The organism is Streptomyces sp. NPDC055243 (assembly GCF_044544025.1).
Lineage (GTDB): Bacteria > Actinomycetota > Actinomycetes > Streptomycetales > Streptomycetaceae > Streptomyces.
Genome location: NZ_JBITWR010000002.1, coordinates 880,693 through 906,923, shown reverse-complemented (window position 1 = coordinate 906,923; position 26,231 = coordinate 880,693). Strand labels below are relative to the sequence as shown.

Annotated in this window: 24 protein-coding genes and 1 pseudogene; 7 read left to right on the top strand and 18 right to left on the bottom strand. The window is 70.9% G+C overall.

Translation table 11 applies throughout. The features are described 5' to 3' along the window. From hpnH to ACIGXX_RS08715, 14 genes are all read right to left on the bottom strand, one after another. Complete coding sequence (hpnH, locus tag ACIGXX_RS08780; RefSeq protein WP_351161211.1) at positions 1–1,023, bottom strand: adenosyl-hopene transferase HpnH; 1,023 nt, start codon at positions 1,021–1,023, stop codon at positions 1–3. 5 nt (positions 1,024–1,028) lie between these two features. Next, positions 1,029–1,679 carry a 1-hydroxy-2-methyl-2-butenyl 4-diphosphate reductase gene (locus ACIGXX_RS08775; RefSeq protein ID WP_351161208.1) on the bottom strand — a complete coding sequence of 217 codons (651 nt, stop codon included), beginning with the start codon at positions 1,677–1,679 and terminating at the stop codon, positions 1,029–1,031. Further along, positions 1,679–3,673: a squalene--hopene cyclase gene (gene shc / locus ACIGXX_RS08770; RefSeq protein ID WP_351161205.1), complete on the bottom strand. Its 1,995-nt coding sequence runs from the start codon at positions 3,671–3,673 to the stop codon at positions 1,679–1,681. The genes ACIGXX_RS08775 and shc overlap by 1 nt, the downstream gene beginning before the upstream one ends. 101 nt (positions 3,674–3,774) lie before the next feature. Further along, positions 3,775–4,905, bottom strand: a complete 1,131-nt coding sequence (locus tag ACIGXX_RS08765; RefSeq protein ID WP_351161203.1) for a polyprenyl synthetase family protein — start codon at positions 4,903–4,905, stop codon at positions 3,775–3,777. Then, the gene (gene hpnE / locus ACIGXX_RS08760) at positions 4,902–6,314 is read right to left on the bottom strand and encodes a hydroxysqualene dehydroxylase HpnE (RefSeq protein WP_351161200.1); all 1,413 of its coding nucleotides are present in this window, start codon (positions 6,312–6,314) and stop codon (positions 4,902–4,904) included. Before hpnE ends, ACIGXX_RS08765 begins: the two co-directional genes overlap by 4 nt. A gap of 109 nt (positions 6,315–6,423) precedes the next feature. Further along, positions 6,424–7,374 carry a presqualene diphosphate synthase HpnD gene (gene hpnD, locus ACIGXX_RS08755; RefSeq protein WP_361461398.1) on the bottom strand — a complete coding sequence of 317 codons (951 nt, stop codon included), beginning with the start codon at positions 7,372–7,374 and terminating at the stop codon, positions 6,424–6,426. Next, positions 7,371–8,267, bottom strand: a complete 897-nt coding sequence (hpnC, locus tag ACIGXX_RS08750) for a squalene synthase HpnC (protein WP_351161195.1) — start codon at positions 8,265–8,267, stop codon at positions 7,371–7,373. The genes hpnD and hpnC overlap by 4 nt, the downstream gene beginning before the upstream one ends. 335 nt (positions 8,268–8,602) lie before the next feature. Continuing rightward, positions 8,603–9,391: an ABC transporter ATP-binding protein gene (locus ACIGXX_RS08745; protein ID WP_351161192.1), complete on the bottom strand. Its 789-nt coding sequence runs from the start codon at positions 9,389–9,391 to the stop codon at positions 8,603–8,605. Continuing rightward, positions 9,384–10,313 carry an ABC transporter permease gene (locus tag ACIGXX_RS08740; protein ID WP_351161189.1) on the bottom strand — a complete coding sequence of 310 codons (930 nt, stop codon included), beginning with the start codon at positions 10,311–10,313 and terminating at the stop codon, positions 9,384–9,386. Before ACIGXX_RS08740 ends, ACIGXX_RS08745 begins: the two co-directional genes overlap by 8 nt. A gap of 95 nt (positions 10,314–10,408) precedes the next feature. After that, complete coding sequence (locus tag ACIGXX_RS08735) at positions 10,409–11,281, bottom strand: glycosyltransferase (RefSeq protein ID WP_351161695.1); 873 nt, start codon at positions 11,279–11,281, stop codon at positions 10,409–10,411. Positions 11,282–11,301: 20 nt separating this feature from the next. Continuing rightward, positions 11,302–12,081 carry a CDP-alcohol phosphatidyltransferase family protein gene (locus tag ACIGXX_RS08730; RefSeq protein WP_399973956.1) on the bottom strand — a complete coding sequence of 260 codons (780 nt, stop codon included), beginning with the start codon at positions 12,079–12,081 and terminating at the stop codon, positions 11,302–11,304. Next, positions 12,059–13,123 (bottom strand): iron-containing alcohol dehydrogenase family protein, encoded by a 1,065-nt coding sequence (locus tag ACIGXX_RS08725; protein WP_351161186.1) that lies wholly within the window; start codon positions 13,121–13,123, stop codon positions 12,059–12,061. The genes ACIGXX_RS08730 and ACIGXX_RS08725 overlap by 23 nt, the downstream gene beginning before the upstream one ends. Further along, the gene (locus ACIGXX_RS08720; RefSeq protein WP_351161184.1) at positions 13,111–13,848 is read right to left on the bottom strand and encodes a phosphocholine cytidylyltransferase family protein; all 738 of its coding nucleotides are present in this window, start codon (positions 13,846–13,848) and stop codon (positions 13,111–13,113) included. Before ACIGXX_RS08720 ends, ACIGXX_RS08725 begins: the two co-directional genes overlap by 13 nt. Beyond that, entirely contained in the window at positions 13,845–15,665 is a 1,821-nt protein-coding gene (locus tag ACIGXX_RS08715; RefSeq protein ID WP_399974381.1) for a DUF5941 domain-containing protein, read from the bottom strand. The genes ACIGXX_RS08720 and ACIGXX_RS08715 overlap by 4 nt, the downstream gene beginning before the upstream one ends. A gap of 257 nt (positions 15,666–15,922) precedes the next feature. Here ACIGXX_RS08715 and galE point away from each other — a divergent pair, with 257 nt between their 5' ends. From galE to idi, 3 genes are all read left to right on the top strand, one after another. Then, positions 15,923–16,906 carry a UDP-glucose 4-epimerase GalE gene (gene galE, locus ACIGXX_RS08710; RefSeq protein WP_399973951.1) on the top strand — a complete coding sequence of 328 codons (984 nt, stop codon included), beginning with the start codon at positions 15,923–15,925 and terminating at the stop codon, positions 16,904–16,906. Positions 16,907–17,071: 165 nt separating this feature from the next. Beyond that, on the top strand, positions 17,072–17,998 hold the full coding sequence (locus ACIGXX_RS08705) for a cation diffusion facilitator family transporter (protein WP_351161179.1): 927 nt from the start codon (positions 17,072–17,074) through the stop codon (positions 17,996–17,998). Positions 17,999–18,091: 93 nt separating this feature from the next. Beyond that, a complete protein-coding gene (gene idi / locus ACIGXX_RS08700) occupies positions 18,092–18,685 on the top strand; it encodes an isopentenyl-diphosphate Delta-isomerase (protein ID WP_351161176.1) in 594 nt (197 codons plus the stop codon). A 25-nt stretch (positions 18,686–18,710) separates the two neighbouring features. Here the strand turns inward: idi and ACIGXX_RS08695 are convergent, their stop codons facing one another. After that, positions 18,711–19,226 carry an ATP-binding protein gene (locus ACIGXX_RS08695; protein ID WP_383823295.1) on the bottom strand — a complete coding sequence of 172 codons (516 nt, stop codon included), beginning with the start codon at positions 19,224–19,226 and terminating at the stop codon, positions 18,711–18,713. A 93-nt stretch (positions 19,227–19,319) separates the two neighbouring features. Then, a complete protein-coding gene (locus ACIGXX_RS08690; RefSeq protein ID WP_351161174.1) occupies positions 19,320–19,985 on the bottom strand; it encodes an HdeD family acid-resistance protein in 666 nt (221 codons plus the stop codon). A 94-nt stretch (positions 19,986–20,079) separates the two neighbouring features. On the opposite strand from ACIGXX_RS08690, the gene ACIGXX_RS08685 reads away from it, so the two are divergent. After that, positions 20,080–20,841: an enoyl-CoA hydratase-related protein gene (locus tag ACIGXX_RS08685; protein ID WP_366462383.1), complete on the top strand. Its 762-nt coding sequence runs from the start codon at positions 20,080–20,082 to the stop codon at positions 20,839–20,841. On the opposite strand, the gene ACIGXX_RS08680 is transcribed toward ACIGXX_RS08685, so the two are convergent. Both ACIGXX_RS08680 and ACIGXX_RS08675 read right to left on the bottom strand, forming a co-directional pair. Continuing rightward, positions 20,831–21,463 carry a DJ-1/PfpI family protein gene (locus ACIGXX_RS08680; RefSeq protein WP_351161169.1) on the bottom strand — a complete coding sequence of 211 codons (633 nt, stop codon included), beginning with the start codon at positions 21,461–21,463 and terminating at the stop codon, positions 20,831–20,833. The genes ACIGXX_RS08685 and ACIGXX_RS08680 overlap by 11 nt on opposite strands. A gap of 10 nt (positions 21,464–21,473) precedes the next feature. Beyond that, positions 21,474–22,466, bottom strand: coding sequence for a GlxA family transcriptional regulator (locus tag ACIGXX_RS08675; RefSeq protein ID WP_399973942.1), 993 nt, complete (start codon positions 22,464–22,466; stop codon positions 21,474–21,476). Between the two features lie 145 nt (positions 22,467–22,611). Here ACIGXX_RS08675 and ACIGXX_RS08670 point away from each other — a divergent pair, with 145 nt between their 5' ends. The 3 genes and pseudogenes from ACIGXX_RS08670 to ACIGXX_RS08660 all read left to right on the top strand — a co-directional run bounded on the left by ACIGXX_RS08670 (position 22,612) and on the right by ACIGXX_RS08660 (position 26,228). Further along, a complete protein-coding gene (locus ACIGXX_RS08670; protein WP_351161165.1) occupies positions 22,612–23,502 on the top strand; it encodes a hypothetical protein in 891 nt (296 codons plus the stop codon). Between the two features lie 101 nt (positions 23,503–23,603). Continuing rightward, positions 23,604–23,726 (top strand): annotated as a pseudogene (locus ACIGXX_RS08665) (LPFR motif small protein); the annotation flags it as partial. Between the two features lie 120 nt (positions 23,727–23,846). After that, a complete protein-coding gene (locus ACIGXX_RS08660) occupies positions 23,847–26,228 on the top strand; it encodes a Tex family protein (protein WP_366462385.1) in 2,382 nt (793 codons plus the stop codon). The last annotated feature ends 3 nt before the right edge of the window (positions 26,229–26,231 follow it).

The window sequence follows — 26,231 nt, the reverse complement described above, 5'->3', positions numbered from 1 at the left end:
TCACCCGCGGTTTCCGGAGACCGTCTCGCGGGCGGCGCGGATGGACTCCTTGAGGGAGCCCATGGTGGCGAGGACGGCGGTCGGCTCGTAGCCGCAGTGCGCCATGCAGTTGGCGCACCGCGGGTCCTTGCCGCGGCCGTACTTGCTCCAGTCGGTCTCCTCGATGAGCTCCTTGTACGTCGGGACGTACCCGTCGCTCATCAGGTAGCAGGGGCGCTGCCAGCCGAAGAGCGAGTAGTTCGGGATCGCCCACGCGGTGCACGGGAAGTCCGCCTTGCCCTCCAGGAAGTCGAGGAACAGGGGCGAGTGGTTCAGGCGCCAGCGCCGCCTGTTGCCGCCCGCGAAGGCCTTCTTGAAGAGCTCGCGGGTCTGGTCGACGCCCAGGAAGTGCTCCTGGTCGGGCGCCTTCTCGTAGGCGTAGGCGGGCGACAGCATCATCTCGTCGACTTCCAGCTCGTCGTTGAGGAAGTTGAGGACCTCGATGATGTTCTGCGGCGTGTCGTTGCTGAAGAAGGTGGAGTTGGTGGTCACCCGGAAACCCTGCTTCTTGGCTTCCTTGATGGCCTCCACCGCCTCGTCGAACACACCCTCCTTCGCGACGGATTCGTCGTGCCGCTCACGCATGCCGTCGATGTGCACGGCGAACGCGAAGTACGGGGAAGGGGTGAACTTCTCCAGCTTCTTGCGCAGCAGCATGGCGTTGGTGCAGAGGAAGACGTACTTCCTCTTCGCCACCAACTGCCGCACGATCTCGTCGATGTGAGGGTGCATCAGCGGTTCGCCACCGGCGATGGACACCATCGGCGCACCGGATTCCAGCACGGCGCCCACGGCCTGGGCCACCGGCATGCGCTGCTTGAGCACTCCGGCCGGGTGCTGGATCTTTCCGCATCCCTCGCACGCGAGATTGCACGCGAAGAGCGGCTCCAACTCGACGATCAGCGGGAACTTCTCACGCTTGCGGAGCTTCTGTTCAAAGAGATACGTCGCGACCTTGATGGTCTGGCGCAGCGGCATGGCCATCTGGCTCACCTCCGGGGGAGCAAAGAAGAACGGTGCCATTCGAAAAATGCGGGAAGCACGGCACGAAGAACACGGAAAGCCGATATTCCACCGCGCACCGTGCCGATGCGGACGAGTTCGTGCTGTGGGGCGTCCACGACCACCCGGACGGCGGCAACCGGCCGGTCTCCCGCCCGCAGCGCGCTGTGCAGCGTCGCGGCGGACTCCATGTCCACCGCGATCGCGCCCGTGGCGAGCAGGTCGGCGCGTTCGTGTCCGCGGACGACGTGGTCGGAGCCGGTGAGCGGGCCGGTGTGCACGGTGCGTCCCGGCAGGGCGCGCACCAGCTCCTTGACCAGCAGATCGGTGCCGACGCACGCCGTGTGGCCGTGTGCGTCGCGGGTCTCCTCGGCGACGACCAGGTCGCCGGGGTGCATGCCGGGGGCGAGCCCGGCACAGAAGCCGGTGGCCACGACGGCGGCGTGGCGCAGCGGTTCCTTGCCGAGGGCGTCGGTGACGGCGCGCTCGGCGTTCTTGGGGCCCATGCCCGTGCGGAGCACGGTGACCCGCCCGTGCGCGCCCGTGCGGTCGCCCGTGCGCAGGGCGAGGCGCTCGATGCCGAGCGCGCAGGCGATCAGCAGCGGTGCGGGGTCCTGCGCGGCCGGGGTGCGCTCCATCAGCCCCCCTTGACGGTGAGGCCCGCGAACGGCTCTCCGTTGACGTACCGGCCAAGGGCGGTGAGGGGGAACACCTGCCGGTAGAGGTGGTAGTTGATGGAGAAGTCCCAGGGGAAGCCGGTGCCGGTGAAGTACGGCTCGTCCCAGGAGCCGTCGTCCCGCTGGGTCTCGGCGAGCCAGGTGACGCCGCGCTCCACGGCCTTGGACTCCGCCTCGCCGGCCGCGAGCAGCGCGAGCAGCGCCCAGGCGGTCTGCGAGGCGGTGGAGGCGCCGTGGCCCCGCCACTCCTCGTAGCGGTAGGAGCGCAGGTCCTCGCCCCAGCCGCCGTCGTCGTTCTGCACCGACTCCAGCCAGGCCACGGCGCGGCGCACCGCGGGGTGCGAGCCCGGCAGGCCCGCCGCGGTGAGCGCGGGCACCACGGACCCTGTGCCGTAGACGTAGTTGACGCCCCAGCGGCCGAACCACGAGCCGTCCGGCTCCTGTTCGGCGAGCAGCCACTCGATGCCGCGCCGGGTGCGCGGGTCGTGTGCCTTGCCCTCGATGGCGAGCATCTCGACGACGTGCCCGGTGACGTCGGCCGACGGCGGGTCGATGACCTCGCCGAAGTCGCAGAACGGCAGCCGGTTGGGGAACGGGCTGGTGTTGTCGGCGTCGAAGGCCGCCCAGGCGCCGTTCTTGGACTGCATGCCCAGGTTCCAGCGCACGCCGCGGGCGATCGCGTCCTCCATGCGCCGGCGGTCCGGGTGGTCGACGCGGCGCAGCGCCAGGATGACCTCGGCGGTGTCGTCGATGTCCGGGTAGTTGTCGTTGTGGAACTCGAACGCCCAGCCGCCCGGGGCCAGTCGGGGCCTGCGTACGGACCAGTCACCGGGGCGTGTGATCTCCTCGGCGAGCATCCAGTCGGCGGCCTTGACGAGCTGCGGGTGGTCGGCGGGCACGCCCGCGTCGGCGAGCGCGATGGTCGCCAGACAGGTGTCCCAGACCGGCGACTGACAGGCCTCGATCATCCGGGCGCCGTCCTCGCGCCAGACCGCGAACCGGTCGAGCGAGGCGAGGCCCGCCTTGAGGACCGGGTGCTCCAGGTCGTAGCCGAGCAGATGCAGGGCGATCACGGAGTAGACGGCGGGCGGCTGGATGCCGCCCCAGCAGCCGTCGTTCTCCTGGCGTTCGATGATCCAGCGAGCGGCGTGGTTCATCGCCGCCTTGCGTACTTTGCGCGGGGCGACCTTGTGGTAGAGGTGCAGCGCCTTGTCGAGGCGCTGGAAGACGCCGTCCCAACTGGCCATCGGCGCAAGGGGCTTGCCGGGGTTGGGTACGCGCGCGTCGCTGTGCAGTTCGTCCAGCGTGAAGGGCGCGGGCCGGACGGGGCGCTTGGCGGAGACGACCGTGAGCGGCACGATCGTCTGCCGGGCCCAGCACCCGAAGTCGTAGATGTTGAGGGGCAGCCACTTGGGGAAGTAGATGAGCTCCGGCGGGAGTTCGGGCAGGTCGTCCCACTTCCACCAGCCGAACAGGGCGAGCCAGATACGGGTGAAGACCCGGCTCGCGGCGATGCCGCCCTGGTCGCGGATCCAGGCGGAGGCCCGCGCCATATGCGGATCGCCCGGGGCATCGCCCGCGAGGCGCAGCGCGACGTACGCCTCGATGGTGGTGGAGAGCTCGCCGGGGCCGCCGAAGAAGGTGGCCCAGGTGCCGTCGTCGCGCTGCTCGCCGCGGATGAAGAGCGCGGCGGCGCGGGTGGTCTTCTCGTCCCGGATTCCCAGGAACTGACGGAGCAGCAGGTCCTCGGCGTCCATCGTCACGTTCGTGTCGAGGTCGCCCTTCCACCAGCCCTGGGCGTCCTGCTGCGCGAGCAGGAAATCCGTGGAGCGCCGTATGGCGCGCGCGGCGGCGTCGAGCGGCCCTGCCGTCGCTACGGCCCGGTCGAGTGGCTGGCTGGCCGAGGCCGCGCGGGGCGTCACCGCTCCGGTGCTTCCGTCGGTCGTCGCTGTCATGGCTTCCCCTTCGTGCAGTCGTCTTCTCTGCTGTGGGTCCGCCGTCGGCCGACGCGCTGGGCGCCGGCCGGCGACTGCGAGTCATATCTGCCCGATAGTGATCATCTCTTCCGTACGACGACGAAGTCGGCGAGCGCGACGAGCTGCGCCCGAACCCGGTCAGGCATCTGGACGGTGTCCAGCGCCTCGATGGCGATGGTGTGCTGGCGCCGGGCCTCCTCGGCGGTCCACTCACGGCCGCCCGCCTGCTCGATCAGGGCGGCGCGTGCGGCGAACTCCTCCTCGGAGAAGCTGTCGAAGTCGTTGCTCTTGGCGTCGGCCGCGAGCAGCTCGCCGAGCTGCTCGGAGGCGGGTCCGCCCGCGGCGAGCGCGGCCACCACCGGCAGTGACTTCTTGCGCTGGCGCAGGTCGCTCCAGGTCTGCTTCCCGGTGGCCTCCGGGTCGCCCCAGATGCCGAGCAGGTCGTCCACGGCCTGGAAGGCGAGGCCGAGGTGGTAGCCGTACTTCTCCAGCGTGTCGGCGGTGTGGTCGTCGGCGCCGCCGAGGACCGCGCCGATGGAGACCGCGCAGGCGAGCAGGGCGCCGGTCTTGTTGCCCTCCATCTCCAGGCACTCCTCGACGGTGACCCGCTCGCGGTGCTCGTAGGAGATGTCCTGCGCCTGGCCGTCGATCAGGGCGCGGGTGGCGGTGGTCAGGCGGCGCGTGGCGCGGCCCGCCTCGACGGTGCCGATCTCCAGGAGGATCTCGTTGGCGAGCGCGAAGAGGGCGTCGCCGACGAGGATGGCCTGGGCCGGGCCGTGCACCTTCCACACCGTGTCGCGGTGGCGGCGCTGCTCGTCGCCGTCCATCAGGTCGTCGTGCAGCAACGAGAAGTTGTGCACCAGTTCGACGGCGACAGCTCCGGGTACGCCGACCTCCGGCGCGGCGCCCGCGGCCTCCGCGGAGAGCAGGGCGAGGGCGGGGCGCACGGCCTTGCCGCCGTCGCCGTCCGCCGGGTTGCCCTCGGCGTCGATCCAGCCGAAGTGGTAGGCGGCTACGGTGTCCATGGGCGGCGCGAGGCGGTCCACGGCGGCCCGCAGCACCGGGGTGGCCAGCGTCCTTCCGCGCTCGAGCAGTGAGGTCACGTCCACCGTGTCGGCAGCCGATTCGGCCGAGGGCACAGTCGGCACAGTCTCTCCTCTTGTTCCGGTGCTGGATTCCTGGGGACCTGACCCCAGAAGGTCGAGCTTCACGCGGCCTCCTCGACGTCGAAGAGGTGGTCACGGGGGCGGTCGAGCGCACGGAGAGCCGCGTCGGCGGCACTGATGCCGCTGCGGACGGCGCTCTCCATGGTCGCGGGCCACCCGGTGGCGGTCCACGCACCGGCCAGGTACAGGCCGTCGGCCTTGGTGCGGGCACCGGGCCGCAGCCGGCCCACACCGGGCGTCGGCGCGAACGTGGCCGTGCGCTCCCGGGTCACGAAGAAGTCCCGCACCTCGGCGCCGTGCGCGGCGGGCAGCAGCCGCTCCAGCTCCGGCAGATAGCGCTCGCGCAGCGCGGCGACGGGCGCGTCGATCTCGTCCTGGGCCGCGGACTGGGACAGCGCGAGGTACTGGCCGTCGGCGAGCCCGGAGGCGTCGGTCCGGTCGAAGACCCACTGCACCGGCGAGCCGATGGCCGCGAAGAAGGGCCGCTTGAGCACCTTGCGGTCGTACACGACGTGGATGTTGAGGATCGGCGCGTTGTCGATGTCGAGCAGCCGGTCGGGCTCGTCCAGGACGCCGTCCGGCAGCAGGTCGTGGGTCTCGTGCTGCGGCACGGCGAGCACGACGGTGTCCGCCTCGATCTCCTCGCCGGGAACTTCCACCTTCCAACCCCCGTTCTCCGTACGGGAGATGGAGGTGACTCGTGTCCTCAGTTCGGTTCGCACGCCCGCGGAGTCGAGCGCCTTGCGGGCGAGCGTGTCATGGAGATCACCGAGGGGCACGCGTGCCCAGCCGATGTCGGCGGCGCCCGGGTCCGAGAGCAGCCCGGTCTTGAAGACCATCGCGGCGAGGCCCAGCGAGGAGTCCCCCGCGACGGCGTTCAGCGTGGCCACGCCGACCAGGTCCCACAGGGCCTCGACGGCACGCGCGGACTGACCGTGCGCGGCGAGCCAGCTGCCGAAGTCCTGGCCGTCCAGCTTGGGGTCGGCCGGGTCGAGCCCCTTGAGGGCGAGCGCGGCGCGCCCGACGTTGGCGCGCTCGGCGAGCGACAGGTGCGGATACGTGGCGAGGCTCGCCGCCAGGTGCAGCGGCACGGGCAGCGCGGTGCGGCGCAGCCGGCCCAGACGGTTCCGGTCGGCGTCGAGCACGGGCACGTCGAGACGTTCCTGCAGGGGCGCGAGGGCCGCTGCGTCGACGCGGTCGAGGAACCAGCGGTAGGCGGTGCAGCAGCGCAGATAGACGTGCTGGCCGTTGTCGACGGTCAGCTCGCCGCGCTTGAAGGAGAAGGCGAGCCCGCCCAGCCTCGGCCGTCCTTCGAGCAGCGTCACGCGCAGGCCCGCGTCGGCGAGGGACAGCGCCGCGGTGATGCCGGCCAGACCGCCGCCGACCACCACGGCGGCCCCTCGTCCCACGTGGTCGTCGGCCTCCGCGGACGATCGCGTGTCGTCGTCTCTCATGCGCTTCCCCCCTCGGCCGTTGCAGTCTGGGACGCCGGGGCGGAGCGGAGGGTTGCCCACCGGTTGGCGGAGGTTACCCTACGTTCACCGCATTCGCCGTGGATGCCCATCAAGTACGCCTCCTGACGGTCTGTCGGGAGATGGTGCGGGCGTCGAGACCGGAGAGACCGCGCACGGCGACGTACGCCTTTTCGCGTCCCGGCAGCGAGACACGTCCGCGCAGGACCGCCTCCGGGTCCCGCTCGATACGGTCGAGAAGCCGCCGGTAGATGCCCGCCATGGCGGCGACGCAGGCCCCGCTGCGCCTGTCCAGCATGGGCAGCAGCCGGTACCCCTCGGCGAACAGCGCCCGCGCCCTGCGCACCTCGAAGTGCACGAGCCCGGCGAAGTCGGACCCGGCGGGCGGCTGCGGGCCCGAGAACCCGGCGGAGCAGCCGAACTTCGCCAGGTCGTCGGCGGGCAGATAGGTGCGACCGCCCTCCGCGTCCTCGCGAACGTCACGCAGGATGTTGGTCAGTTGGAGCGCGAGCCCGAGCGTGTCGGCATACTCCGGCGCGCGCTCGGCGTTCAGCGCCCCCCGCTCCGTGCCGAACACGCCGAGGGAGAGCCGTCCGATGGCCCCCGCCACGCACCGGCAGTAGACCTTGAGGTCCTCCCACGTCTCGTACGTCTCACCGCGGACGTCCATCAGGACGCCGTCGATCAGCTCGTCGAGCCCTTCGAGCGGGATGGAGAAGTGCGTCGCGGCGTGCGTGAGCGCGACCGCCACCGGGTCGGTGTCGTCGTCGTCCACCTCACCCTTGCGGATGCGGGCGAGCAGCGCCCGGGTCTCGTCGAGGCGCTCGGCCTTGACGTCCGGCGCGAGCGCGCCGTCGCCGATGTCGTCCACGCGCCGCGAAAGGGCGTAGAGCGCCGACATCGCGCGGCGCTTGGGCATCGGAAGCAGCCTGATGCCGTACGCGAAATTGCGTGCCTGCTGCCCGGTCACGGCCTCGCAATAGCTGTATGCGGCGAGTACCGGCGCGGACACGTTCGGGCCTGACTCCACGGTCCGGCTCACCCCTCTCCTCGCAGAACCGCACCCACCTCGCGCAGCAAACGCGGTTTGGTGGGCTTGGGCGGTCCAGGAAGTACGTCGTATCCGGCAGCGGCGATCGCGTGAACCGCCGCTCTCCCCCCAGCCACGAAGCCCGCAAGCAGCACCTTCAGCCTGCCGTGGACGCTACCCACCAGGGGGGTGCCTTCATTCAGGAGGCAGCGGGCGCGTTCTGCTTCATATGCAACCAGCGCGCGCACCGATGCGCCTGCTGTCACTGCGGTCAGGTCCCGCTCCTGGACATGAAACCGCTTCATGTCCTGCGCGGGCAGGTAAATACGGTCCCGCCCCAGGTCCTCGGCGACGTCCTGCAGGTGCTCGACGATCTGGAGGGCGGTGCACACCGCGTCCGAGCGGCGGATCCGCTCCGGGGTCGCGGTGCCGGTGATGCCGAGGACCAGACGCCCCACGGGGTTCGCGGACAGCTCGCAGTAGGCCAGCAGGTCGTCGTACGTCTCGTAGCGCGCGACGAGCTGGTCCTGGCGGTTGGCCGCGATCAGGCCGAGAAAGGGTTCGGGGGTGAGGCCGCAGCGGCGCACGGTGGGCTGGAGGGCGCGCATCAGCGGGTGGCGGGGCGTGCCGTCGAAGACCCGGCGCAGGTCGGCCTCGAAGGCGTCCAGGAGGGCGATGCGGTCGTCGGCGGCCTCGGGGTCCACGCCGAGGTACCGGGCGTCGGCGCCGCCGGGGGCAAGGTCGCCGTCGCCGATGTCGTCCACGAGGCGGGCGTAGCCGTACACGGCCATGAGGTCGTCGCGCCAGGCGCGGGGCAGGAAGAAGGGCGCCACCGGGAAGTTCTCGTCCGCGGCCTTCGCGAGGACGGCGGATGCGTCGCGCAGATGGAGATCATCCGTAGCCATTGCCGTCACATCTCCCGTTCTACACTGCCGACCCAATACATCCTATTTCGGACACGCCGCCCGGCACTCCGCGAGGCGGACCGAGTCATGAGCCGGGGCGCCGCGCGATATCGCCCCACTTGCCGCGAATCAGCACCGGTACAGCTTACGTTGTACAACGCAGCCTGCATCGTCGGGGTGTTCCGCGCATCACAACAACACACCGATTGGCGTCAATCTTCCCTGGGCCCAAGGGACTTGAGAGGCCATTGGGGCAGTCGAAGACTGATGACGCGGCAGAGCCCCACCGGGTTGACTCCGGCGGGGCCCTGGCGTATTCGGACGTACGGGCGGGGCTACTTGCCCGTGAACTTCTCGTACTCCTTGATGACCTCGTCGGTCGGCCCGTCCATGCGCAGCTCACCGCGCTCGAGCCACAGCACACGGTCACAGGTGTCACGGATGGACTTGTTGTTGTGGCTGACCAGGAAGACCGTGCCGGCCTCCTTGCGGAGCTCGCGGATGCGGGCCTCGGAGCGCTTCTGGAACTTCCGGTCGCCCGTCGCCAGCGCCTCGTCGATCATCAGTACGTCGTGGTCCTTGGCGGCCGCGATGGAGAAGCGCAGACGGGCGGCCATGCCGGAGGAGTAGGTGCGCATCGGCAGGGTGATGAAGTCGCCCTTTTCGTTGATCCCCGAGAAGTCGACGATGTCCTGGTAGCGCTCCCTGATCTGCTCGCGCGTCATGCCCATCGCGAGCCCGCCGAGTATGACGTTGCGCTCGCCGGTCAGGTCGTTCATCAGGGCCGCGTTCACGCCGAGCAGCGAGGGCTGGCCGTCGGTGTAGACCTTGCCCTTCTCCGCGGGCAGCAGGCCCGCGATGGCGCGCAGCAGGGTCGACTTGCCCGAGCCGTTCGAGCCGATCAGGCCGATGGCCTCGCCGCGGTAGGACGTGAAGCTGACGCCGCGCACGGCGTGCACCTTGCGTACGCCCCGCTCCTCGCCGCGCCGGACGATGCGGCTCAGCGCGGAGGTGGCGCTGCCCTTGCCCGTCTTCGCGCCGTTCACGCGGTAGACGATGTGCAGCTCGTCCGCGATGACGGTGGGGATGTGCCCCTTGTCGGTGATCTTGTCTTCTTCAGCCACGGCCGTAACGCTCCTCAGCCTTCCAGAAGTACACGAAGCCGCCGACGGCGACCAGCACGGCCCAGCCCGCCGCGACCGCCCAGACGTGGTTCGGGAGGTATTCGCTGCCGTAGCCGTCGATCAGCGCGAAGCGCATCAGGTCCATGTAGATGGCCGCGGGGTTCCACTGCAGGATGTCCGCGATCCACTCCGGCCTGCCCTGGAGCATGACCGGGATGGAGAACATCACGCCGGACGCGTACATCCACGTACGCATCACGAACGGCATGAGCTGCGCGAGGTCGGGGGTCTTGCTGCCGAGCCGCGCCATGATCATCGCGAGGCCTGTGTTGAACAGGAACTGCAGGGCGAGGACCGGGAAGATCAGCAGCCACGACAGCTTGGGGTAGCTGCCGAAGCCGATCGTGATGATGAAGAGCACGATCATCGAGAACAGCAGCTGCTGGAGCTGCTGGAGCGAGAACGAGATCGGCAGCGAGGCCCGCGGGAAGTGCAGCGCGCGGACCAGGCCCAGGTTGCCGGAGATCGACCGGACGCCCGCCATCACCGAGGACTGCGTGAAGGTGAAGACGAAGACGCCCGTGACCAGGAACGGAATGTAGACCTCACGTTCGAAGCCCCGGTCCGCCTTCAGGATCAGGCCGAAGATCAGGAAGTAGACGAGCGCGTTCAGGAGCGGCGTCGCCACCTGCCACAGCTGGCCGAGCTTGGCCTGGCTGTACTGGGCGGTCAGCTTCGCCTGCGAGAAGGCGAGGATGAAGTGGCGCCGTCCCCAGAGCTGGTGGACGTACTCGAAAAGTCCGGGCCGTGCGCCGCTGACGGTCAGACCGTACTTGGCGGCGAGATCGGCGCGGGAGAGCCCGTCATCGGGCGACGGGGGCGCTGTCACCGCGACTCCGCCGTCATGCGTTGTCTCACTCACGAGTGGAAACTTTCGTCTTCAGATGCGCAGCCGGTCGGGCGTAGGCGTGGGCCAGGGACCGGGGTATGGCCCAGATGTTCTCAGACCCGAGCTTGTCAGATGACAGGAGGTCGGCCCAGTCGGGTCAGGCGCCACACCGTACGCCACTTCATCGGTCGGCGAGGTCCGCAGGGCGTCGTCCAGCCCTCCTTGAAGCCGCCGAACCAGGCCTTGAGCGCGGGGCCCGAAGGCCGCCTGGCCAGGGTCAGGAGCATCCACACGCCGAGGTAGACCGGGACCAGGAGCGCGGGCAGGTTGCGGCGGGCGAGCCAGACGCGGTTGCGGGCGACCATTCGGTGGTAGACCGCGTGCCGGGACGGGGCGGTCGTGGGGTGGAAGAGCACCATGTCGGCGCGGTAGTCGATCATCCAGCCCGCGTTCAGCGCACGCCAGGCGAGGTCGGTCTCCTCGTGGGCGTAGAAGAACTCGTCGGGCAGGCCGCCGACCTCGGCCATGACCTGCGTACGGACGGCGTTGGCGCCGCCGAGGAAGGTCGTCACGCGCGAGGAGCGCATCGGGTCGGCCGCGCGCAGCCGCGGGACGTGGCGGCGCTGGGTCTCCCCGGTGTCCGGGTCGGCGATACGGAAGCTGATGATGCCGAGCTTCGGGTCGGCGGCGAAGGCCTCGCGGCACAGCTGGGCCGTGTCCGTGTTGGCCAGGAGGCCGTCGTCGTCGAGGAAGAGGAGCACGTCGACGTCGGTGCCGCCGGGGCCGAAGGCCTCGATGCCGACGTTGCGCCCGCCGGGGATGCCGAGGTTCTCGGGCAGCTCGACGGTGCGTACGCCTTCGGGGACGTCGGGCACGGGGGCGCCGTTGCCGACGACCACCACCTCGACCGGGTCGCCGTCCTGCTTGGCGACCGAGTCGAGCAGGGCGCGCAGCTCCTGCGGCCGGTTGCCCATGGTGATGATGACCGCGCCGACCTTCAGGGGCCGGCTCCCCGCCGCACTCACTTCAGCCTGCTGGAGGCGAGGATGGACACGAGGTGCAGCAGGGTCTGCAGCATCGCGATGCCGGCCAGGACGGCCACACCGATGCGCGAGAAGAGCAGGTCGCCGCGGACCGAGTCCACGATCGCGAGGACCAGGATCAGCAGGGACGCCTCGATGCCGAGCACGAGCCGGTGGAACTTCAGGGCGCCCGCGGCCCTGCGGGCCAGGGCCATGCCGGAGGAGCGCGGCTCGGAGGCCGACTCCTTGACCGGCGCCAGGCCCTGCTGGTGCCGGGCGACACCGACGAGGTCGGTCTCCGCCTTGATCAGGATGGCGCCGAGCGCGGCGAGCGTGCCGAGGAAGGCCCACAGCCAGTCGATGCGGCCCGAGCCCCACAGGTCGGCGGCGCGCAGGCCGAAGCCGACGAGCACCGCGGCGTCGCACAGGTACGCGGCGACGCGGTCCAGGTAGACGCCGGCCATGGAGTACTGCTTGCGCCAGCGGGCGATCTCGCCGTCGACGCAGTCGAGCAGCAGATACAGCTGGACCATGATCACGCCGAGCACGGCGCCCGTGATCCCCGGCACCAGAAGCGCCGGGGCGGCGAGGGCGCCGGCCACGGTCATCAGATACGTGAGCTGGTTGGGCGTGATCCTGGTGTTCACCAGGTAGCGGTCGCAGCGCAGCGAGACCTCTCGCATGTACAGGCGTCCCGCCCAGTGCTCACCGCTGCGCCGGTCCTTCACCCCTGCGGGGTGAACGACGGGGCGGAGTTCAGCTACCGATGGCCTTGGCATAGTCGGCGTATGCGTCCTTGATCTGGTCGGAATTCAGATTGAGGTGCTCGAGGATCGTGTAGCGCCCGGGGCGCGTCTGCGGGGCGTACTCCACGACCTGGACGAACTCGTCCACGGTGAAGCCGATCTCCTCCGGCGTCACGGGAAGGCCGTGCCTGCGCAGCACCTCCACCATGTACGCGGACTCCTCGTGAGCCCCGCGCAGGAACATCGCGAAGGCCGCGCCCAGGCCGCACTGCTCGCCGTGGCTCGCCGCGCGCTTGGGGAAGAGGAGGTCGAAGGCGTGGTTGATCTCGTGGCAGGCGCCGGACGCCGGGCGGGAGTCGCCCGACACGGACATCGCGATGCCGGTGAGGACCAGACCCTCGGCGAGGACTTGCAGGAAGGCGTCGTCGCCGACACCGCCGGGGTGGCGCAGGACGGCTTCGCCGGCCTGGCGCGCCATGGCGGCCGCGAGCCCGTCGATGTCCTCGCCGCGCTCGCGTGCGGCCAGCTCCCAGTCCGCGATCGCGGAGATGTTGGACAGGGCGTCGCCGATGCCGGAGCGCACGAAGCGCACGGGGGCCTCACGGATCACATCGAGGTCGATGACGACCGCGATGGGGTTCGGCACTCCGTACGAGCCGCGGCCCGCGTCGTTGTCGAGCGTGGCGACCGGCGAGCACAGGCCGTCGTGCGACAGGTTCGTCGCGACGGCGACCAGCGGCGCGCCGACGCGCGCGGCGGCGAACTTGGCACAGTCGATGATCTTGCCGCCGCCGAGGCCGACGACCGCGTCGTAGCGGCCCTTCTTGATGGCGTCGGCGAGCTTGATGGCGTCATCGAGCGTGCCGCCGCCGACCTCGAACCACTCGGCGGTGGGCAGCGACGGTTCGAGCCGCTGGCGCAGTACCGCGCCGGAGCCACCGCTGATCGCGATGGCGAGTTTGCCGGAAGACGAGCAGATCCGCTGGTCGGCGAGGACACCGGCCAGGTCGTTGAGCGCCCCCGGCCGGATGTCGACGACGACCGGCGAGGGGATGAGCCTCGTCAGTACTGGCACGCGATCTCCCGACCCTTGGCGAGGTCGTCGTGGTTGTCGATCTCGACCCACTTGAGGTCGCCGATCGGCGCCACGTCGATCTTGAAGCCGCGGTTGACGAGCTCCTGGTAGCCGTCCTCGTAGTACAGGTCGGGGTCGCGCTCGAAGGTGGTCTTCAGGGCGTCGGCCAGCTCTTCGGCGGCCTCGCCCTCGATGAGCGTGACACCGATGTACTCGCCGGTGGCCGTCGCCGGGTCCATCAGCTTGGTGATCTTCTGGACGCCCTTCTCGGGGTCCACGATGACCTTCATCTCCTCGTCGGCGAGGTTCTTCACCGTGTCGAGGGCGAGGATGATCTTCTTGCCGTCGCCGCGGGCGGCGAGCAGCGTCTTCTCGACGGAGACGGGGTGCACGGTGTCGCCGTTGGCGAGGATCACGGTGTGCTTGATCGCGTCACGACCGCACCAGAGGGAGTAGGCGTTGTTCCACTCCTCGGCCTTGTCGTTGTCGATCAGCGTGAGCTTGAGGCCGTACTTCTCCTCGAGCGCCGCCTTGCGGTCGTAGACCGCTTCCTTCTTGTAACCGACGATGATCGCGACCTCGGTCAGACCGATCTCCGCAAAGTTGCCGAGGGTCAGGTCGAGGATGGTGGTGTCACCGTCGACCGGCACCAGGGCCTTGGGAAGCGTGTCGGTGTAGGGGCGAAGACGCCGTCCGGCGCCGGCCGCCAGCACAAGGCCGATCATGCGGGTTCTCCTTCATCGTGTACGGCGGGTGCGCCGCGCTTGTGGGCGGTCACCCAGTAGCGGATGCTCTCGACGAGCACCACGAGTGCCACGGCCACGGCGAGTGCCGTGAGCGCGACGGTGAAATCTGTGTCGGTGAGCAGAGCGGCGGCGAGTGCGACCGCCAGCGTCCTGCCCTCGTGCCCGCCGATCGCCCGCACCAGCCAGTGCGGCGGCGCGCCCGCGCCGCCGCGGATGCGGTACACCGTGTCGTAGTGATGGTAGGCGACGGCGGACACCAGTCCGAAAGCCGCGGGCAAGGCGCCGTTCACGTCCGCCTTGGCGGCGAGCAGCAGGATCGTGCCGTACTCGGCCGCCCGGAAGAACGGCGGGACCAGCCAGTCGAGGGCGCCCTTGAGGGGGCGGGCGACGGCGAGACCCGAAGTGATGACGTAGATCACCGCGGCGACGACGACCCACGGACTGCCGTAGGACGTGAGACCCGCCACGCAGACGATGGCCGCGCCGCCGGCGAAGGCGAGCACCGGCGCGGGCACCGGCAGGGCGGCGCGCCCCAGCGCCGCGAAGGCGGAGGCGAGCGGCCCGGAGTCGGCGAGGTCGGCCAGCGCCTGTGCGGCGCGGTCGGTGCGGGTCGCCCTGCGGGTCAGCGAGCGCAGGACGCGGCCCGCCGTGGTGTAGCAGGCGGCGAGCGCGCAGCCGACGAGCAGTACGACCAGGGTGATGCGCGGCGTGGTGACCGCGGTGAGCACGGCGATCAGCGCCCAGCGCTCACCGATCGGCAGCACGATCATCCGGCGCAGCCAGACCGTCCAGCCGACGCTGTCGAGCTTGTCCGAGAGTGCCGCGGTGGGGCTGGTGTTGGCGGTCGCGGCGATGCTGTCGGCGTTTGCCTCGTTGAAGGAGAAGTCCACGACGTGCCGGCAGGTCTGCAGGACCATCGCGCCGAGCGCCAGCGCCCATACGTCGTCGCCGCCGCGGGCGGCGCCGAGCGCGAGGCCCGCGTAGTAGGCGTACTCCTTGGCGCGGTCGAACGTCGCGTCGAGCCAGGCGCCCAGCGTCGAGTACTGCAGGGAGTAGCGGGCGAGCTGCCCGTCCGTGCAGTCCAGGACGAAGGAGAAGAGCAGCAGCAGGCCGGCCGCGACGAAGCCGCCGCGGGTGCCGGTGGCCGCGCAGCCCGCCGCGATCAGCGCGACGACCAGCGAGGCGGTGGTCACCTGGTTCGGGGTGAGGCCGCGGCGCGCGCACCAGCGGGCGATGTAGCGCGAGTAGGGGGAGACGCAGTACGTCGTGAAGAAGCCGTCCCGCGACTTGACGGCCGTGCGCAGGCGTACGGCTTCGTCGTCCACGGCGGCGACGGCCTGCCGTGCCTCGTTCCGCGTCTGCGGATCGCTGGGCACGGTGGCGACGAGGGTGCCGAGGTCGGGGCGGTGGACCGCGCGGCCCTCGGCTTCGATCGTTTGCGCCGCCTGGTCGGCGAGTGCCTCGACCGTCAGGGCCGAGCCGCCCGTGGTGCCGGAGCCGGTGGTGGCCTGCAGCGCGCGCGTCAGGTCCGCCCTGGCCTCGGGCTGGGCGGTGACGGCGCCGGGGACGGCCGACGCGGCGAAGCGCGGGTCCGTCAGGCCGAGGCGAAGCGCGTGGACGTGGCCCACGAAACGCGCGTCGACGACCGCGACCCGCTGTCCGGCGGGGACGGCGGCGAGCAGCGTCTCGGTGTCCGCCGCGTCGGAGGCGATGCGGACGTCAAACCCCAGGGACCGCAGATCGCCTTCGAGCGGCGACCCGGGGACCGGCTGACCGGTCAGGATGGCGGTCGACAGACGAACTCACTCCTTGATTGCCGGCGCGGCTCGCGCCGGGCACGTGCGTGATGAGGGGCGCCCCAGGCCGGCAGCGGCCGGGCGGCACGTCGGCAGAGGCTATCGGATGATTGGAAGCAGGCGTTCACCGCCTGTTTACGGCCCGATAAGCACGGCCTGCGAGGGCCCGTGCCAACTCGATCATCATGGTCGATCGGGGGCGGCACCCACAAACCGCGCTTCGTTCGACCGGCACAAACGACATAAAGTCGACGCCCATGACATGGATGATCACAGGTGGAGCGGGATATATCGGGGCACATGTGGCGCGGGCGATGGCCGGCGCCGGGGAGCGGGTCGTCGTCCTGGACGACGTCTCGGCCGGGGTGCCCGAGCGGCTGCCGGCGGACATCCCTCTCATCAGGGGCTCTTCGCTCGACGGTGAGCTGCTGCGGCGGGTCTTCGCCGAGCACGGCGTGACGGGTGTGGTGCATCTCGCGGCGCGCAAGCAGGTCGGCGAATCCGTGGAGCAGCCGCTGCGCTACTACCGGGAGAACGTGGGCGGCCTGGTGACGCTGCTCGAAGCGGTGGCCGACGCCGGGATCAAGCGGTTCGTCTTCTCCTCGTCGGCCGCGGTGTACGGCAACCCGCCCGACGTGGAGCTGGTGGCGGAGGACGCCCCGTGCGTCCCGATCAACCCCTACGGCGAGACGAAGCTCGCCGGGGAGTGGCTGGTGCGGGCGGCGGGCCGGGCGCACGGCATCGCGACCGTGTGCCTGCGCTACTTCAACGTGGCGGGCGCGGCGTCCCCCGAGCTCGCTGACACCGGGGTCTACAACGTGGTCCCGATGGTCTTCGACCGGCTGCGCAACGACGAGGCGCCGCGCATCTTCGGCGACGACCACCCGACCCCGGACGGCACGTGTGTCCGCGACTACATCCACGTCGCCGACCTCGCCGACGCCCACCTCGCGGCGGCCCGCCGCGTCGAGGCGCACCCCGAGGGCGACCTGACGGTGAACATCGGCCGCGGCGAGGGTGTTTCCGTACGCGAACTCGTCACCCTCATCGGCGAGATCTCCGGCGCCGGGCGCCCGGCGCTCGTCGAACCGCGCCGAGCGGGCGACGCGCCGCGCGCCGTCGCGGACGCGCGTCTCGCCGCCGAAAAGCTGGGCTGGAAGGCCCGGCGCTCCGTACGCGAGATGGTCGAATCCGCGTGGGACGGCTGGTGCCTCCACCACCCCGAGGCGCGCCGCTCCTGATCGTTCCGACGCTCTGACCTGCGGTCATTTCCGCAGGTCAGAGCATATGACAACGGTGTTCAGTGCCGTGTTGCCGGATACCCCCCACCCGTAGTTCACTGTGATCGCGACAGACGCGCGACCAGGGAACAGACGACCGATACCGAGCACACGGAGGCGGCTTCCATGGGGGCTGGGCACGACCACGGGCACACGCACGGGGGGACGGCGACGGCGGCGTACCGAGGGCGGCTGCGCATCGCGCTCTCGATCACGATCACCGTCATGGTGGTCGAGATCGTCGGCGGCATCATGGCGGATTCGCTCGCGCTCATCGCGGACGCGACGCACATGGCGACGGACGCGCTGGGCCTGGGCATGGCGCTGCTCGCGATCCAGTTCGCCAACCGCCCGGCGACGGAGAACCGCACCTTCGGCTACGCCCGCGCCGAGATCCTCGCCGCACTCGCCAACTGTCTGCTGCTGCTCGGCGTCGGCGGCTACGTCCTGTACGAGGCGATCGAGCGGTTCATCACGCCCGCCGAGACCGAGGGCGGCCTCGCCATCGTCTTCGGCGTCATCGGCCTCGTCGCGAACATGATCTCGCTCTCGCTCCTGATGCGCGGCCAGAAGGACAGCCTGAACGTGCGTGGCGCCTTCCTGGAGGTCATGGCCGACGCGCTGGGCTCCTTGGCGGTCATCGTCGCGGCGGTGCTCATCCTGACCACCGGCTGGCAGGCGGCGGACCCGATCGCCTCGCTGGTCATCGGCCTCATGATCGTCCCGCGTACGGTGAAGCTGCTGCGGGAGACCCTGAACGTGCTCCTGGAGTCCGCGCCCAAGGGCGTCGACATGGCCGAGGTCCGCTCGCACATACTGGATCTGCCGGGCGTCGAGGACGTCCACGACCTGCACGCCTGGACCATCACGTCGGGGATGCCGGTCCTGTCCGCACACGTGGTCGTCAGCACCGAGACGCTGAACGCGATCGGCCACGAGAAGATGCTGCACGAGCTTCAGGGCTGCCTGGGCGACCACTTCGACGTCGAGCACTGCACGTTCCAGCTGGAGCCGGTCGGCCACGCGGAGCACGAGGCGAAGCTCTGCCACTGACGCACCCTGAGAGTGGCTTCCGGTGGTTCCTTGCCGATAGGGCCCCTCGCGTACGGCAGACTTGAAGCTCGAAGACCGAAGCGAAGGATGGGTATGCCGACCACACCTGCCACCGCGGCGAACAGCTCGTCGAACGGCACCGGAGAAGCGATCTTGCTGGAACTCGTGGACGAGGACGGCAGGACGATCGGCACAGCGGAGAAACTCTCCGCGCATCAGGCGCCCGGGCAGCTGCACCGGGCGTTCTCCGTCTTCCTCTTCGACGAGCAGGGGCGGCTGTTGCTGCAGCAGCGCGCCCTGGGCAAGTACCACTCCCCCGGCGTCTGGTCGAACACCTGCTGCGGCCACCCGTACCCGGGCGAGGCGCCGTTCGCAGCTGCCGCGCGCCGGACGTACGAGGAGCTGGGTGTCTCGCCCTCGCTGCTCGCGGAGGCGGGCACCGTGCGCTACAACCACCCGGACCCCGACTCGGGCCTGGTGGAGCAGGAGTTCAACCATCTCTTCGTGGGGATGGTCCAGTCGCCGCTGCGGCCCGATGCGTCCGAGGTCGGCGGGACCGCGTTCGTGACGGCCGCCGAACTGGCCGAGCGGCATGCGAAGGGACCGTTCTCCGCGTGGTTCATGACCGTCCTGGACGCGGCGCGCCCCGCCGTCCGGGAACTGACGGGGCCGTCCGCCGGCTGGTGAGTCAACTGGTGAGTCAACTCCCCCGCTAGGCGCAGCCGTTGGGCTTCAGGGGCAGGGCCGCCCAGATGACCTTGCCCCCGCTCGCGGTCTGTTCGACGTCGCAGGCACCGCCCGCCTCCTGCGTGATCTCGCGGACGAGGAGGAGACCGCGGCCCCCGGTCTGGCCGTGGTCGGTCACCAGGGCGGTCGGGCGGTAGGGGTGGTCGTCCTCCACGGAGACCCGCACCCACTCGGCGCCCACCGCCACCTCCACCGCCAGCATCGGCGAGAGCAGCGCCGCGTGCCGCACCGCGTTGGTGACCAGTTCGGAGACGATCAGGAGCAGGCCCTGCACCAGGTCGTCCGGGGCGGGCACACCCTGCCGGGCGAGCAGGTCACGTACCGCGTGCCGCGCCTGGGGCACCGAGGCATCGACGGCGGCGGCAGTGAACCGCCACACTCCTTCGTACGGAACCTTTCCGGTCTCCGGAGGGAGCGGGCCGGGCCCCCTCCCGTCGTCGTCCATCGTCCGGTCGCCGCCCTTGCGCTCGATTGTCACCACGCATCGAGTGTTGGGAATGCCCTGGTCCGGACCGGATAACTGACCAGAAGTCAGCGACTATCGACGGTTTTTGATCACTGACGCACATCCACGTCAGTTGTGTGACTGCTCCTGTCCGTCCGGTTTCGCTTTCAAGCTTTCTTCGGGTTGTACGGGTTGCCCGGCTCCCGGCCCATCGGCGACCATGCTCACGATCCGGCGCCCGCCCAGGCCCGCGGCGAGCAGGCCCAGGCCGTCGAAGAGCAGCGCGAGCGAGAAGAAGCAGCCGATCACGTACTGGCTGCTGCTGGGCCAGTTGGCGAGCACCAGGATGCCGAGAAGGAGACCGAAGGCGCCCTGCACGAGCGTCCAGCCGAACTGCGGGCCGCGCACCACCAGACTGCCGACAAGCCGGAACACGCCGCCGGTCAGGAACAGCAGCGCCGCGAACATCGTCAGCGCCTCCGCCGCCACATCCGGCCTACGGATGATCACGACACCGGCGGCGAGGTTCAGCGCGGCCACGACCACGCCGAGCCAGAAGAAGTTCGTGCCCCGGGACTGCACCGCGTGCAGCAGTCCGACAAAACCGCCGATCAGGAGCAGCCAGCCGAAGAGGAGCATGGAGGTCAGGGTGGCGACGCCGGTGTAGACCAGGCCCACGATCCCCGCCACCGCCAGGATCACGCCCATCAGGGCCAGCCAGCCGAGGCTGCGGTTGAGCTGTTTGGCGCCCTGGGCCTCCGGTGCGGCGGGCCTGGCGTTCTTGGGTCGGGCCATCAGCGTCTCCGTCCTGCTTCCCCCGGCTGCGCAGAGTTCTCAGGGCCACCCCTTCTTGATCGTACGTTCGAGCAGTGCGGATAGCATCCTGCGCATGGAGCCGCAGCTGAGGCAGGCCGTCACCCACGGCGTCGCCACCGTCGTCATCGACCATCCGGCCAAGCGCAACGCCATGACGGCGGACATGTGGCGCCAGCTGCCGCCGCTGCTCGCGGGGCTCGCCGCCGACCCGGCCGTACGGACGGTCGTGCTGACCGGCGAGGGCGCGACCTTCTGCGCGGGGGCCGACATCTCCTCGCTGCGGGAGTCACCCGGCGAGGCACAGGATCTGGCGGTGCGGGCCGAGGAGGCGCTCGCCGCCTTCCCCAAACCGACGCTCGCCGCGGTGCGCGGGCACTGCGTGGGCGGCGGCAGCCAGCTCGCGGCGGCCTGCGACCTGCGGTTCGCCGACGAGGGCGCCCTGTTCGGGATCACTCCGGCGAAACTGGGCATCGTCTACCCCTCCTCCTCCACGCGGCGCCTGGTGTCGCTCGTGGGGCCCGCCACCGCCAAGTACCTGCTGTTCTCGGGTGAGTTGATCGACGCCGGGCGCGCGCTGCGCACCGGTCTGGTGGACGAGGTGCTGCCCGCGGGCGAACTCGACAAGCGGGTCGCGGAGTTCACCAAGGTCCTCGCCGCGCGCTCGCAGCTGACGCAGGCCGCGGCCAAGGAGTTCGCGGCGGGGCACACGGACCGGGACGCGTACTGGACCGGGCAGGCGCGCGCCGGAGGCGACACCGCCGAGGGGGTCGCCGCCTTCCTGGAGCGCCGCGAGCCGCGTTTCACCTGGACTCCCGGCGGCGCCGCTACTGACTGAAGCGGCTCCCGGCGCGGAACTTCTCCACCAGGTGCGCGGGGGCCTTCTGCGGGGACCCGGCGTCGTAGGGCGGCTGCGGGTCGTACTCCGTCAGGAGCTGCACGGTCTGGGCCTGCTCCTCGCCCGCGATCCGGCCGATGAGCGCGAGCCCCATGTCGATGCCGGAGGAGACCCCGGCCGCCGTGACGTACTTGCCGTCGAAGACCACCCGCTCCCCCGTCGGCTCGACGCCGAACCGCTCCAGCTCCGCGAGGGCCAGCCAGTGCGAGGTGGCCCGGCGGCCCTTCAGGAGCCCGGCGGCGGCCAGCAGGAGCGAGCCGGTGCACACGGACGTCGTCCAGGTGCTGGTGGCGTCCGCGGCGCGCAGCCAGCCCAGGAGCGCCTCGTTCGCCATGTTGTCGCTCTGCCCTGGGCCGCCGGGGACGACGAGGATGTCGGGGTCCGGTACGTCGGCGAAGGCGCGGTCGGCGACGAGCGCGAGGGAGCCGCTGTCGTTGCGCACCGGGCCGGGGCGCTGCGCCACGAAGACGGTCTCGGCGCCGGGCATGCGGCTGAGGGTCTCGTACGGACCGACCGCGTCCAGGGAGGTGAACCGTTCGAACAGGGCGATGGCGATCTGCATGGAGGGCTGCCTATCCGTTGAGGGCGGGTGCCTGCTGAGGGGCGAGAGGGGCGTGGAAGCGCCGCCGGTACTCGGCGGGCGCCGCCCCGAGAGTCTTGACGAAGACCCGGCGCATGGCCTCGGGGGTGCCGTAGCCACAGGCGCGCGAGACCTCCTCGACCCCGTGGGAGGTCTCCTCCAGGAGGCGGCGCGCGTGCTCGACGCGGACGCGTTCGACGTACTTGCCCGGCGTCATCCCCGTCTCCGTCTGGAACGCGCGGGCGAAGTGCCGGGGCGAGAGCCGGGCGCGGGCGGCGAGCGACTCGACGCAGAGGTTCTCGGCCGGGTGTTCGGTGATCCACTGCTGGACCTCGCGCAGGGGCTCGCGCTGGGCGGTCTGCGCGGCGAGCTGGGCGCTGAACTGTGCCTGGTTCCCCGGACGCCGCAGGAAGACGACGAGATGGCGCGCGACGGTGAGCGCCTCCTCCCGGCCCAGGTCCTCCTCGACCAGGGCCAGGGCCAGGTCGATGCCGGCGGTCACGCCCGCGGACGTCGCGACATGGCCGTCGCGCACGAAGATCGGGTCGGGGTCGACCTCGATGGCGGGGTGGTCGCGGGCGAGCTCGGCGCAGTACGCCCAGTGGGTGGTCACCCGGCGGCCGTCCAGGAGGCCGGCCTCGGCGTACAGGATGGCGCCGGTGCAGACCGAGACCAGGCGCTGGGCGCGCGGGGCGTTCGTCCGCAGCCAGTCGATCAGGCGGGGGTCCGCCTCGCGGCTGCCGAGACCGCCCGGGGCGACCAGGGTGTGCGGCACGGGGGCATCGGCCAGGGAGGAGTCCGGTACGAGCGTGAGCCCGCTGGTCGTGCGCACGGGGGCGCCGTCCAGGGACGCGGTGCGGATGCGGTACGCCGACGTGTCGCCGCCGCGGCAGGCGGCGGCGCCCGCGAAGACCTCCACCGGCCCCGTGACGTCGAGGCTCTGGACCCCGTCGAAGAGGACGACCAGGACAGTTCGCTGCTCCATGCCCATGATTCTTGGCCCCGCGGGAGATGGCCGCAATGACGAATGGCCCACTTTTCCTGCCATGGGCGCATGCGGCGGCGGGGCGGTCCTGCCGTGGCCGCGCCCCGGGCTTCACCTCATACCAACCAGTCGGTAGCGTGCCTCCATGACTTCTCTCACGCCCCCATCCCCGGCCGCCGCGCTGCACCCGCGCGCGGGACGTCGATGCCACAACGTGCTCAACGCACTGCACTCGACGCACTACTTCTCGCCCGACGCGGGGCGCGAGCTGGCCGAGCTCGGGATCACCAACCCCCGGGCGGTCAATTTCGCCGTCCGCACGGCGGCGATGGGACCGGTCGGCGCCGGAGTGGTCACGGCGGCGTTCTACAACTACCGGCACGACCTCGTCGCCCAGCACGTGCCCGCCATCTGGCGCACCGCCTCCCCCGAGGACGTCCTGGCGGCGCGGCTGCGGGCCGTCGACACGACCCTGCGGCGCCTCCTCGGCGATGAGGCCCTCGCGTCCCCGGAGATGGCGGAGGCGGCCGGGCTCGCCCTGCGCGCCACCGAGGCCTGCTCCCGCTCGGCCCGCCCGCTCTACGCCGCCCACGCGGACCTGCCCGTCCCCGAGCAGCCGCACCTCGCGCTCTGGCACGCCGCGACGCTGCTGCGCGAGCACCGCGGCGACGGACACCTCACGGCTCTCCAGTACGCCGAACTCGACGGCCTGGAGGCCCTGGTGAGCCACACCGCGACCGGCAAGGGCATGACGCCGAAGTGGAACTTCACCACGCGCGGCTGGAACCAGGACGACTGGGACGCCGCCGTGCGGCGGCTGCACGCCCGCGGACTCCATGACGGCGGGACCGAGTTGACGCAGGCGGGCGTCGAGCTGCGCAAGGACGTCGAGGAGGCCACGGACCGCCTCGACCGGGCACCGTACGAGCACCTGGGCGCGGCGGGCGTCGAACGCCTGACGGAGCTGGGCACGGTGTTCGCCGGCGCGGCGCTCCAGGCGGGTGCGTTCCCGGCGGATCTGCTCGGCAAGGAGTAGCCACCCGCACGGCGCAGGCATGGACGGCGCCCCGCGAGGTACTCGTCCGTCTCCGGTCCCGCGCGCTTCGCGCCGGACCGGGCGACGAAAGGGGAAATCCCGTGTTCCGAGCGATCGCAGATGTCCTGCGCCAGATCGGCGCGGCACTCGCCACCGTGGTGACGCTGCCGTTCCGCGCCGTTGCCCGGCTCTTCGGCGGTGCCTCGAGCTCCACACGGCGATCGGGGCGCCGGTCGGGCGGCCGGACGCGCGGCCGAGCGGGGCGGGCACGCCGGGTCTGATCCCCCCGCTGTCGGCGCCACCTGCCACAATTGCCCCGCAACCCCAGTGAGAAGGCGGGAAACGTGGCACCTCTGCAGACGTCCACTCCAGCATCGATCGAAGGCAGGATCGCCGAAGAACTCGGCGTACGGGAGCGGCAGGTGAAGGCTGCCGTCGAGCTGCTCGACGGCGGCTCGACGGTGCCCTTCATCGCTCGCTACCGCAAGGAAGCGACCGAGATGCTCGACGACGCGCAGCTGCGCACGCTCGAGGAGCGGCTGCGTTATCTGCGGGAGCTCGAGGACCGGCGCACCGCGATCCTCGATTCGGTGCGCGAGCAGGGCAAGCTCACCGACGATCTTGAGGCGCAGATCCGCGCCGCCGACACCAAGGCGCGCCTCGAGGACATCTACCTGCCGTTCAAGCCGAAGCGCCGTACGAAGGCGCAGATCGCCCGTGAGGCAGGCCTTGAGCCGCTGGCCGACGGCCTGCTCGGCGATCCGTCGGTGGAGCCGCTCGCCGCGGCGGCGGCCTTCGTCGACGCCGACAAGGGCGTCGCCGACCCGCAGGCCGCCCTGGACGGCGCCCGCGCGATCCTCGCCGAGCGGTTCTCCGAGGACGCCGACCTGATCGGCGAGCTGCGCGAACGCATGTGGGTGCGCGGACGGCTCGCCGCGAAGGTCCGCGCGGGCAAGGAGGAGGCGGGCGCCAAGTTCGCCGACTACTTCGACTTCGCCGAGCCCTTCAAGGAGCTGCCCTCGCACCGCGTCCTGGCGATGCTGCGCGGCGAGAAGGAGGACGTGCTCGACCTCGTCCTCGAACCGGAGGAGGCCACGGAGGGCCCGTCCTCGTACGAGGGGATGGTCGCCCACCGCTTCGGCGTCGTCGACCGCGGTCGCCCCGGGGACAAGTGGCTTCAGGACACCGTGCGTTGGTCCTGGCGGACCCGCATCCTGGTGCACCTGGGGATCGACCTGCGCCTGCGGCTGCGCACCGCCGCCGAGGACGAGGCCGTGCGGGTCTTCGCGTCGAACCTGCGCGACCTGCTGCTCGCGGCGCCCGCGGGCACCCGCGCGACACTGGGGCTCGACCCCGGTTTCCGTACGGGCGTGAAGGTCGCCGTGGTCGACGCGACCGGCAAGGTCGTGGCGACGGACGTCATCAACCCCCACGTCCCGGCCAACAAGTGGGACCAGTCCCTTGCCACCCTCGCGAAGCTCGCCAAGGAGCACGCGGTCGACCTGATCGCGATCGGCAACGGCACGGCGTCGCGCGAGACGGACAAGCTCGCCGGTGAACTCATCACCAAGCACCCGGAGTTGAACCTCACCAAGGTGATGGTCTCCGAGGCGGGCGCCTCGGTGTACTCCGCCTCGGCCTTCGCCTCGCAGGAGCTGCCGGACATGGACGTGTCGCTGCGCGGCGCCGTGTCCATCGCCCGCCGCCTGCAGGACCCGCTCGCCGAGCTCGTGAAGATCGACCCGAAGTCCATCGGCGTCGGTCAGTACCAGCACGACCTCTCCGAGGTGAAGCTGTCGCGCTCGCTCGACACGGTCGTCGAGGACTGTGTGAACGGCGTCGGTGTGGACGTGAACACGGCGTCCGCCCCGCTGCTCGCCCGGGTCTCCGGCATCGGCGCCGGACTCGCCGAGAACATCGTGTCGCACCGCGACGCGAACGGCCCCTTCGCGTCGCGCAAGGGCCTCAAGGACGTGGCGCGCCTTGGCCCCAAGGCGTACGAACAGTGCGCGGGCTTCCTGCGCATCCGCGGCGGCGACGACCCGCTGGACGCCTCAAGCGTGCACCCCGAGGCGTATCCGGTGGTGCGCAAGATGGCCAAGAAGACGGGCGGCGAGGTCGCGTCGCTCATCGGCGACACGGCGACGCTGCGCTCGCTGCGTGCGGACGAGTTCGTGGACGAGTCCTTCGGTCTGCCCACCGTGAGCGACATCCTCAAGGAGCTGGAGAAGCCGGGGCGCGACCCGCGTCCCGCGTTCAAGACGGCGACCTTCAAGGACGGCGTCGAGAAGATCTCCGACCTGGCCTCCGGGATGGTCCTCGAAGGGGTCGTCACGAACGTGGCGGCGTTCGGCGCCTTCGTGGACATCGGCGTCCACCAGGACGGGCTCGTGCATGTCTCCGCGATGTCCAGGACGTTCGTCAAGGACCCGCGGGACGTGGTGAAGCCGGGCGACATCGTCAAGGTGAAGGTGATGGACGTCGACATTCCGCGCAAGCGGATCTCGCTGACGCTGCGCCTGGACGACGAGGCAGCGGCGGACACCGGCGAGGAGCGCCCCAAGCGCGGCGGGCGCCCCCCGCAGCAGCGGCAGCAGGGCGGCGGACAGCGCCCCCAGCGCCAGGGCGGCGGTCAGGGGAAGCGGCAGCAGGGCCCGCCGCCGGCCAACGACGCGATGGCGGACGCGCTGCGGCGGGCCGGGCTCCTGGACCCCAAGAAGCGCTGATCC

Bases quoted from the DNA above. Each gene is read 5' to 3' on its own strand.
- idi (WP_351161176.1), top strand. From the start codon at position 18,092: ATGCCGACCACACCTGCCACCGCGGCGAACAGCTCGTCGAACGGCACC.
- ACIGXX_RS08670 (WP_351161165.1), top strand. From the start codon at position 22,612: ATGACTTCTCTCACGCCCCCATCCCCGGCCGCCGCGCTGCACCCGCGC.
- ACIGXX_RS08690 (WP_351161174.1), bottom strand. From the start codon at position 19,985: ATGGCCCGACCCAAGAACGCCAGGCCCGCCGCACCGGAGGCCCAGGGC.
- ACIGXX_RS08705 (WP_351161179.1), top strand. From the start codon at position 17,072: ATGGGGGCTGGGCACGACCACGGGCACACGCACGGGGGGACGGCGACG.
- shc (WP_351161205.1), bottom strand. From the start codon at position 3,673: ATGACAGCGACGACCGACGGAAGCACCGGAGCGGTGACGCCCCGCGCG.
- ACIGXX_RS08730 (WP_399973956.1), bottom strand. From the start codon at position 12,081: ATGCCAAGGCCATCGGTAGCTGAACTCCGCCCCGTCGTTCACCCCGCA.
- hpnC (WP_351161195.1), bottom strand. From the start codon at position 8,267: ATGGCTACGGATGATCTCCATCTGCGCGACGCATCCGCCGTCCTCGCG.
- ACIGXX_RS08680 (WP_351161169.1), bottom strand. From the start codon at position 21,463: ATGCAGATCGCCATCGCCCTGTTCGAACGGTTCACCTCCCTGGACGCG.
- galE (WP_399973951.1), top strand. From the start codon at position 15,923: ATGACATGGATGATCACAGGTGGAGCGGGATATATCGGGGCACATGTG.
- ACIGXX_RS08685 (WP_366462383.1), top strand. From the start codon at position 20,080: ATGGAGCCGCAGCTGAGGCAGGCCGTCACCCACGGCGTCGCCACCGTC.
- ACIGXX_RS08675 (WP_399973942.1), bottom strand. From the start codon at position 22,466: ATGGAGCAGCGAACTGTCCTGGTCGTCCTCTTCGACGGGGTCCAGAGC.
- hpnE (WP_351161200.1), bottom strand. From the start codon at position 6,314: ATGAGAGACGACGACACGCGATCGTCCGCGGAGGCCGACGACCACGTG.
- hpnH (WP_351161211.1), bottom strand. From the start codon at position 1,023: ATGGCCATGCCGCTGCGCCAGACCATCAAGGTCGCGACGTATCTCTTT.
- ACIGXX_RS08720 (WP_351161184.1), bottom strand. From the start codon at position 13,848: ATGATCGGCCTTGTGCTGGCGGCCGGCGCCGGACGGCGTCTTCGCCCC.
- ACIGXX_RS08775 (WP_351161208.1), bottom strand. From the start codon at position 1,679: ATGGAGCGCACCCCGGCCGCGCAGGACCCCGCACCGCTGCTGATCGCC.